The organism is Bacillus sp. ISL-75 (genome assembly GCF_018613095.1).
Genome location: NZ_JAGGQX010000007.1, coordinates 55,872 through 63,433 on the forward strand (window position 1 = coordinate 55,872; position 7,562 = coordinate 63,433).

Sequence of the window (7,562 nt, forward strand, 5' to 3'; positions counted from 1 at the left end):
CACCTAGATGTTCTCTTCCTAAATAATTAATTTTAAAAAAAATCTATATAATGATATATTCCGAGAATAATATTACTATCCTCTTGAGAAAAATTCAACCTATTTTTGAGATTAGTTAGATAATTTCGAAAGAAGATATGTTTATTTTTCAACCTATTTTATAAGATTTTGGTAAATAGTTGTGAAAATGATATATTTTTCATTTTTCTCATCAATACTTTTCTAGAAAAATAATTACCATAATTGTTGCACACCATTTTCATCCATACAAAAAATTGCCGTATATATAGGAAACTCCCTATATATACGGCAATCTTTCAACTAGTTTGTTTTTTCTATTTTTTCTTTAATTCCTCTAATAATGGAAAAAGTTCTTCCAAATGGGTAATCTCATAAGTAGGGATCACTTCATTTCTGGCTTTGTCATGACGGTTAATCCAAACCGTTTTGATTCCTGCCCGATTGGCTCCTAGAATATCTGTCATTAAATTATCCCCCACCATAAGGACCTCATCCTTTTGAACCGACATAAGCGAGAGTGCGTGTTCAAAAATGGTCGGATCAGGCTTCCCTCTGCCGAAATCCCCTGAAATAACAATTTGATCAAAATATGGAACCAGTTCAGGTGTTATGGTCAGTTTGGTTTTTTGAAGATCGGGTGAACCATTTGTTAACAGCAGCAACTGGTAATTCTCTTTTAACGTATCAAGAATTTTAAATGATTCCTCATAGACAAACGGCAGGTTTCTACGCTCTTGTGGGAACCGTTCCGCTAACTCGAATCCAAAATCGGTGTCATCCACGCCCAAGGATTTCAAACCAGCTGTCCAAGCGTCCTTTCGATAGGTAGGAACCATTTCCTTCATCTTTTTAAAATCATCCTGATCATCTAAAAAATTACCCCATAACCCTTCAAACGGATTAATCCCAATCATTTGCGTAAAAGGGTAAAATTCATAGGAAGCATAAATGTTTCTTGCTGCTTCTCGAACGGCCTCTTCTAGTTGGTCCGCATCGACCCCATACCGTTCCTCAGCTACTCTACACGTAGCTGCAAAGGCTTCTTTCACACTCTTTTGATCCCATAGCAGTGTATCATCTAAATCAAAAAAAATCGCTTTAATCATCGTAACCTTCCCCTTGTATAAAAGATATTTTTTCTAGTTTACCATTTTAAATATTGAAAATATATAATTGTGAATTTTTTATTCTTTTATTTGACAAGGGAACCGATAATCAAGCGGTAAACGCTTCATGGAATTTCTTAGGATGATACTGCTAACACATTGGTTTTGGATCCTACATCTTGAAGCGCCGGGTCGACTGTTACATTATTTCCAACAACCATTAAATGGGTATTAGGATCCTTCGAGACAATGATGACCCCATTCTTGACTACCGTTTGGCTGCCGATGACCGCATTTTCAATCCAGGTGTTCTCTTCAACAATGGTATTTGGCAAGATGACTGCTTTTTTAATTCGCGCCCCCTTTCCAATCTTTACACCGCTATACACAACGGACTTTTCGACCGTTCCGTAATTTTCACAGCCTTCACTCAGTAAACATTGGTGGACCGCGGCTGACTCATCCACAAATAACGGGGGCTCATTACTTTCAACAGTATGGATTCTCCATTCAGGATTCAGGAGGAAGATATTACTATCCCTATTCAAAAGATCTAAATTGGCATCCCTGTAACTACGGACGGTGCCTACATCCTTCCAATAGTTATTGAAATAATAGGCATATAACTTCATTCCTGACTTAGCATCGAAGGAATAATATCCTTGCCAAAATCGCGATGAGTAAATTCTTTTTGTTCCTCTTGTAGCAAGTAGTCTTTTAAAACGGTCCATTTGAAAATATAAATACCCATCGATGCTAAATTCGTGGTCGGATTTTCCGGCTTTTCTTCGAAATCGATAATTTTATAACTCTCATCATCAATTTTTACGAGACCAAAGCGGCTCGCGTCTGCCCACGGAACTTCTACGACAGCGATGGTACAGTCCGCTTTTGTTTCAATATGCTGCTCAAGCATCAAAGAATAATCCATTTTATAGATTTGGTCAGCAGATAGAATGAGCACATGCTCAGGTTTATGCTGCTCAATAAATTCAATATTTTGAAAGACAGCATGTGACGTCCCTTCATACCATTCTACCCCAGAGTTACTGCGCTGAAATGGCGGGAGAATCGTTAGGCCCCCATATCGATTATACAAGTTCCAATAATTGCAATGGCCAAGATGTGAATGCAAAACATAAGGTCTGTATTGCGTTAAAATTCCAACGGTCTCAATTCCGGAATTCTTGCAGTTACTTAAGGCAAAATCAATGATTCGGTATTTCCCACCAAATGGTACTGCCGGTTTAACTAGGGATTTTGTTAGCAGATTTAATCTTGTTCCCCTTCCTCCAGCCAATAGCAAAGCAATCCATTTTTGTTTCATTGTTTCCCTCCTCGTAAAATTTTTTTGAATGAGACTGTCATTGGAACTTCTTATACTCTTATTATCTCCGTTTTCTTCCATTTTTCCGGTTAACCTGTTACATCTTTGTGAAAATGCCCTGCTTTTTTATCGACACTAAAAGTAACGCAAATTCTGTATTTGTCTTGAATTGCCGTAAATTCAAACAATGAAAATATGAACATTCAATAAAAAAACTGCCATTTCTCGACGATTGATCTCATCGGGGGATGGCAGTTTTTTATATATTATCCTAAAATTCGTTTTTCCCCTTCAATTACTTTGATTGGGTCAATATTTTGCGTGAATTCAAGGGTGCCGATGTACTTCCCGTTCTCATCACGAACGGCAAAATAACGGATATAGACATACTTATCCTTGAACTTAATCCAAAAATCCTCAGACTCTTTTTTGCCGGATTTAAAGTCTGCCAACAACTCCTCTACGACATAGACACTTCTAGGCGGGTGGCAGTTTTGAACGGTACGACCAATGATTGCTTTTGTCCGCGCAAAAATCCTTTCTTTTCCGTGTGAAAAATACCGAACCACATCATCTTGGTCAATGAAGGTGATGTCAACGGGTAAATGGTTTAATAAGAGCTCCAGCTGTTTTAAGGAAAGAATACCGGTTTCCATCTTAATATAGCCTTCAGAGATTGCCTTTTCATCTAGTGCTTTTCTTTCAGGCTTCCATTCTACTGCAGGAGCGATCAGACAAAAGCCAATTTCATCACTTTCATGGGCAATTTCGACCCATTCATCTTCTGTTAAATTCTTCAAAGCCATCGGAAAGAGAATGTTTTCTTCTTTATAAATCATTCCCGCTACTTCTTGAATGACATAATTTAAAACCCCGATAACAGCCTGCTTATCGCCGTGATAATGGGCAAGTTTTTGTCTGCCGTCCTTAATCGCGTCTCTGATGAAATCATCGACTCTCCACATATTTGTTGTGGGGCCGTAGATCCCGTACTTTTCTAAATAGGGAAAAATCAAATTCTCTTTACGGCTATAGTGCTTATCAATATCAAGCAATAGATTAATATCCTCGATTAGCTTATAGATATTTTCAGCTGAATCATCTTTGACAAACTCCTCTAAATGTACTTGAAGCTTGGTGGTTAACAGCTTATCAACCTCTTGATTTTCGAGTTTAAAGGTATGAACTGGGTGACCTGCCTGGTCTTCAGGTCTTCCAATTTGATGGTTTTCTTCTTTGATCGTTCCTTGAAAAATGGCTGAATGCTGCTTGTAGATATGCTTAAGTTCAGCAGCAGAAATACTTCCCTCTTCGACAAAATCATGTTGTAACTGGCTTATTTCATCGACGGTTATTTTCCCGATAAACGCATCAAAATGTGCTTTGACCTCATCAAGATTTCGTCCATTATGAAGATCCATAAAAAGTTGTTTTAGTATATCTACGCGTTCTGTATTTTCACTAGTTAATTGTTCACGGTTATTAATGATTTCACTCATATCAGGATTCTCCTTTGCTATTTCAAAATACTTTTGATATTTGTTCTCATTAATAACTTAACACTTCCTAAACTGATTGTTTGTGATTAACATCATTAGTAACAAGGTAATTGTGAAAACTTTAAGGACGAACTTTTTGACAGCCTATTAATTTCATGTTATATTTATCTCGGATTAGAGATAATCAGTTTAAAGATAATATTTCAAATTGGTTTAGAAGATACTTATTAAATAAGTCTATTGAATATAAATAATCAAAATAGAGGATAAATTGGAGGATTCGAAATGAATAATTTAAAAGGTATGCACCACGTAACAGCCATTACGAGCAGCGCAGAAAAAAACTATGAGTTTTTTACGAATGTATTAGGGATGCGCTTAGTTAAGAAAACCGTTAACCAAGATGATATTCAAACCTATCACTTATTCTTTGCCGATGATATTGGCAGTGCCGGAACCGATATGACCTTTTTCGACTTTCCTGGCATTCCTAGAGGGGTCCATGGTACTAACGAAATTTCAAAGACTTCCTTCCGTGTCCCAACTGATGCGGCGATCGAATATTGGGTGAAACGCTTTGACCGTTTAGAGGTAAAACATACAGGAATTAAAGAGCAATTTGGTAAAAAAACACTGTCGTTTGTTGATTTTGATGACCAGCAATACCAATTGATTTCAGATGAAAATAATAATGGTGTTGCAGCTGGTACCCCATGGCAAAAAGGACCGATCCCTTTAGACTATGCGATTACTGGATTAGGCCCGATCTTTGTTCGTGTCGCTAATTTTGATTACTTTAAGGAAATGATGGAAAAAGTTCTTCTATTTAAAGAGATTGCACAAGAAGGAGCGTTTCATTTATTTGAAGTAGGTGAAGGCGGCAATGGGGCTCAGGTAGTAGTCGAATATAATGCGGTTCTTCCTCAAGCACGCCAAGGATTTGGGACGGTACATCATGCGGCATTCCGTGTCGACGATCGTTCCGTTCTAGAAGAATGGATTGGACATATGGAGAGCTTTGGATTCCAAACATCTGGATTCGTCGATCGCTACTTTTTCGGATCACTTTATACAAGAGTTGCACCGCAGATTCTATTTGAGTTTGCCACAGACGGCCCAGGATTTATGGGAGATGAGCCCTATGAAACATTAGGTGAAAAATTATCATTACCGCCATTCCTAGAACCAAAACGGGAACAAATCGAGAAATTGGTTCGTCCAATTGATACCATAAGAAGTACAAAAGAATTCATTAAAGAATAATCCTTTTAAAAATAACACACAAAGAGCGTGGCCGTTGGCCTCGCTCTTTGTTATAAACTAGAAAGGGTCAGTCCCCTACTACTTTTAATCACCCTTTTTAATAAGTTTGTTCCCATCCCAAAACCACTTATTCTCTTTTTGAAATACCCCTCCAATCCACCAATCAAGTTCCACAAATTCACAATGAACTTTTTGTCCAGTTAGAACATCTAAACCATGTGAAGTTAACCTTAGATTTGAATTGGGTTCCGGATTTTGATAGTTGGGTAATAGATAATCACATTCCAACAATGGATATGGTCCCTGCATCAGCTCGTTTAGCATGGCCGCAAAATAAAGATCACTTATCCCATCATTAATTCTTTGAATACTTATCGATTGAAATAATTCTCCAAACGAGCATGTATTATTATAAAGATAGTTTAAAACTAAGGTTTCTACTTTATTTAAACCTGTATGCACGGAGGGAAAGAAGCTTAAGTGTGATTGAAATGCCTGTTTTAAAAAAGGTAATTTTTCTTTTGATGAAGCCATCCATTTTTCAATATCTATGGGATTCTTAGATGTATAAGCTCTCCAGCCAGTAATAGCTTCTATTATTTGTTCATCTGTTACAAGTTGTTTCTTTTGATAATAAAGTCCTTCCAATTGCTTAGATGATAATTGACCAAGCCCATAAAAGGGTTCTACCCCCTCATACTCATCAATAGTCACCAACCATAGGTTCATACACTCTTTTTTTGATAGTTCGTTTAGCAAATACATTAACATCGTTTGATCATACCGATCGTGCTCAAACCATAGTATAATCTCTTCATCTCTAGGGATTTCATCAAGATATAGATTTTGGTCTTTACAATTCCGAATAAATAACTCAGCAGGAATAGCTAATTTTTTTTCAAAAAAACTGGCCCTTCGATGGATCCAATTTTCCTCCGAAATATCTTCGGATAATGGACCAAAATCATACATTTCCCGCCAGACTAGAACATCTCCAGGAAGATTTCCAAGCTTACCACCCACTACATCCCCATTTACAATGTGAATCATACCAAAACCTCATTTCTTGTCACGCTTCAACAAAACGATCGCTGGTGGCTGTACTTGTTCGCCTTTAAAGCCATGCTCAATCGCATAATATAATCCAATTAAGGAATAAACAACAGTAATATCCTTCATATCCCTTCCAGCATGTTGTGCACTATATGTATCAATCACATGTTGATGAATAAAATTTACGTCTTGTCGACTCATGGTATAAATACTAAGTTCGCAGTATTTCCGATAACATTCTTCTGTCGCATTATACCTGTGTGTTAACTCAAGCTGTTGAGCAGGGAGACTTAATCCGCAACTGGGGCATTTAATTGTCATTAGGCTCATTACCTTCACCTTAATCATTTATTTTCAATTAATAAACCTATTTTATCATAGAAAGTTCCACACGAATTTATGCCTCGCTCCCAACCAATAATAATTCATTACTCTATAGTAAATAGCCTATAAACCATTTTTATTAAAATAAATTGTTTTACATATTTATATTCTTTTAATATTTGCATAGACTAATATGTTGCTATTTTAGGTAAGCATATTAATTTAGTCATTTGCATATCGTTTTAAGACGGGAAAGGAGACGATTGAATATGTATAGTACCGAAGTAAACAAAAAAATTGAAAGTATTGCCCATCCAAAGGTCCAAAATATAATAAGAACATGTGTGGAACAAGGATGCGTGTTCAAACCTCATCCAAGTAACCCTAACTTAGTAAATTTATTTGATCCTGTTCTCAGGAAAAATATTATTGGGGACATTAACCTTTTAAGTGAAAGAGGATATTTCACACTGGAAGTGGAAAATGGACGTTTCAAGACTTTTAGAAATGAAGTTATGGGATTGGATATTAATAAGGCAGATTTTGAAGATAAGGTATTAAGAAGATTGAAACGGTAGCCTTCGATATTTCAGGTGTGGAAAAGGCAATGATTTTTGAGATCATTGCCCTTTTTTGTTTATTTAAAACCAATAAAAAAGGACAACCTTAAATGGTTATCCTTCGTTCGCCTGGCAACGTCCTACTCTCACAGGGACGCGTGTCCCAACTACCATCGGCGCTGAGAAGCTTAACTTCCGTGTTCGGTATGGGAACGGGTGTGACCTTCTCGCCATTGCTGCCAGACTATTTAATTGAGGAATCATTCCCTCAAAACTAGATAATGCAGAAGAAGTTGTAAAAACGAGTATGCCTTAAAAATTGGTTAAGTCCTCGAACGATTAGTATCAGTCAGCTCCACATGTTACCACGCTTCCACCTCTGACCTATCAACCTGATCATCTTTCAGGG

General features: G+C 37.0%; 8 protein-coding genes and 2 rRNA genes. 2 read left to right on the plus strand and 8 right to left on the minus strand.

Annotated elements, in window-relative coordinates; all coding sequences use genetic code 11:
- Positions 1-335: 335 nt before the first annotated feature.
- The 4 genes from J7E63_RS02370 to J7E63_RS02380 all read right to left on the minus strand — a co-directional run bounded on the left by J7E63_RS02370 (position 336) and on the right by J7E63_RS02380 (position 3,953).
- Complete coding sequence (locus tag J7E63_RS02370) at positions 336-1,127, minus strand: HAD family hydrolase (protein WP_215010120.1); 792 nt, start codon at positions 1,125-1,127, stop codon at positions 336-338.
- A 137-nt stretch (positions 1,128-1,264) separates the two neighbouring features.
- Positions 1,265-1,759, minus strand: a complete 495-nt coding sequence (locus J7E63_RS30290; RefSeq protein ID WP_308161882.1) for a GlgC family sugar phosphate nucleotidyltransferase — start codon at positions 1,757-1,759, stop codon at positions 1,265-1,267.
- Complete coding sequence (locus J7E63_RS30295; protein WP_308161883.1) at positions 1,756-2,454, minus strand: sugar phosphate nucleotidyltransferase; 699 nt, start codon at positions 2,452-2,454, stop codon at positions 1,756-1,758. Before J7E63_RS30295 ends, J7E63_RS30290 begins: the two co-directional genes overlap by 4 nt.
- Positions 2,455-2,720: 266 nt before the next feature.
- Positions 2,721-3,953, minus strand: a complete 1,233-nt coding sequence (locus J7E63_RS02380) for a DUF438 domain-containing protein (protein WP_215010121.1) — start codon at positions 3,951-3,953, stop codon at positions 2,721-2,723.
- Positions 3,954-4,238: 285 nt separating this feature from the next.
- Here J7E63_RS02380 and J7E63_RS02385 point away from each other — a divergent pair, with 285 nt between their 5' ends.
- Positions 4,239-5,216 carry a ring-cleaving dioxygenase gene (locus J7E63_RS02385; protein WP_215010122.1) on the plus strand — a complete coding sequence of 326 codons (978 nt, stop codon included), beginning with the start codon at positions 4,239-4,241 and terminating at the stop codon, positions 5,214-5,216.
- Between the two features lie 84 nt (positions 5,217-5,300).
- On the opposite strand, the gene J7E63_RS02390 is transcribed toward J7E63_RS02385, so the two are convergent.
- Both J7E63_RS02390 and J7E63_RS02395 read right to left on the minus strand, forming a co-directional pair.
- Positions 5,301-6,266 carry a DUF1835 domain-containing protein gene (locus J7E63_RS02390; RefSeq protein WP_215010123.1) on the minus strand — a complete coding sequence of 322 codons (966 nt, stop codon included), beginning with the start codon at positions 6,264-6,266 and terminating at the stop codon, positions 5,301-5,303.
- Positions 6,267-6,275: 9 nt separating this feature from the next.
- Positions 6,276-6,599, minus strand: coding sequence for a DUF5946 family protein (locus J7E63_RS02395; protein ID WP_215010124.1), 324 nt, complete (start codon positions 6,597-6,599; stop codon positions 6,276-6,278).
- A gap of 263 nt (positions 6,600-6,862) precedes the next feature.
- Here J7E63_RS02395 and J7E63_RS02400 point away from each other — a divergent pair, with 263 nt between their 5' ends.
- Positions 6,863-7,171, plus strand: coding sequence for a hypothetical protein (locus tag J7E63_RS02400; protein ID WP_098933185.1), 309 nt, complete (start codon positions 6,863-6,865; stop codon positions 7,169-7,171).
- Positions 7,172-7,280: 109 nt separating this feature from the next.
- On the opposite strand, the gene rrf is transcribed toward J7E63_RS02400, so the two are convergent.
- Positions 7,281-7,397 (minus strand): 5S ribosomal RNA (gene rrf / locus J7E63_RS02405).
- A gap of 75 nt (positions 7,398-7,472) precedes the next feature.
- Positions 7,473-7,562 (minus strand): 23S ribosomal RNA (locus J7E63_RS02410); the annotation flags it as partial.

Bases quoted from the DNA above. Each gene is read 5' to 3' on its own strand.
- J7E63_RS02385 (WP_215010122.1), top strand. From the start codon at position 4,239: ATGAATAATTTAAAAGGTATGCACCACGTAACAGCCATTACGAGCAGC.
- J7E63_RS02370 (WP_215010120.1), bottom strand. From the start codon at position 1,127: ATGATTAAAGCGATTTTTTTTGATTTAGATGATACACTGCTATGGGAT.
- J7E63_RS02380 (WP_215010121.1), bottom strand. From the start codon at position 3,953: ATGAGTGAAATCATTAATAACCGTGAACAATTAACTAGTGAAAATACA.
- J7E63_RS02390 (WP_215010123.1), bottom strand. From the start codon at position 6,266: ATGATTCACATTGTAAATGGGGATGTAGTGGGTGGTAAGCTTGGAAAT.
- J7E63_RS30290 (WP_308161882.1), bottom strand. From the start codon at position 1,759: ATGAAGTTATATGCCTATTATTTCAATAACTATTGGAAGGATGTAGGC.
- J7E63_RS02395 (WP_215010124.1), bottom strand. From the start codon at position 6,599: ATGAGCCTAATGACAATTAAATGCCCCAGTTGCGGATTAAGTCTCCCT.
- J7E63_RS02400 (WP_098933185.1), top strand. From the start codon at position 6,863: ATGTATAGTACCGAAGTAAACAAAAAAATTGAAAGTATTGCCCATCCA.
- J7E63_RS30295 (WP_308161883.1), bottom strand. From the start codon at position 2,454: ATGAAACAAAAATGGATTGCTTTGCTATTGGCTGGAGGAAGGGGAACA.